This window comes from Demequina globuliformis (genome assembly GCF_000975155.1).
Classification (GTDB): domain Bacteria; phylum Actinomycetota; class Actinomycetes; order Actinomycetales; family Demequinaceae; genus Demequina; species Demequina globuliformis.
This window is the reverse complement of sequence record NZ_BBRG01000008.1, coordinates 1-536: the sequence shown is the minus strand read 5'-3', so window position 1 is coordinate 536 and position 536 is coordinate 1. Positions and strand designations below refer to the sequence as shown.

Below are 536 nucleotides of genomic sequence, written 5' to 3'. Positions count from 1 at the left end.
ATCCATGACCATCACCCCCACCACCTACGAACTCCAACCCAACCACGGCTGGGCCACCACCCACCAAGGCTTCTACGCCATCCCCGACACCACACCACAAACCACCACCGTCACCCTCGCCGGCACCACCATCACCCTCAAAGCCACACCCACCACCTGGGAATGGACCTCCACCGACGGCGACCACATCACCCACACCCAACCCTCACGCGGCCACAACTCAGACGACGACCCCATCACCTTCAGCCCAGGCGAACGACGCATCGGCTGGAACCTCACCACCACCTGGACCGGCTCCTACACCCTCAACGGCACCACCCGGATCAACGCCCCCGGCACCGCAACCACCACCAGCCCCCCACGCTCCATCCACCTCTACACCCCCACACCACGCCTCGTCGACTGCGACCTCAACGGCCACTGCACCTCACACAACCCCCCACCCCACCAACCAGCACCCACCCTCACCGACCCCGACGCAGACGGCACCGACAACCACACCATCCCCGACAACCAAATCGACGCCTACCTCGAAG

Annotated in this window: 1 protein-coding gene; it reads left to right on the top strand. The window is 65.1% G+C overall.

Going from position 1 to position 536, the window contains the following annotated elements; all coding sequences use genetic code 11:
• Positions 1-536, top strand: a 536-nt coding sequence (locus tag AOP75_RS12680; protein WP_161794579.1) for a hypothetical protein, incomplete at both ends; no start/stop codon positions are given.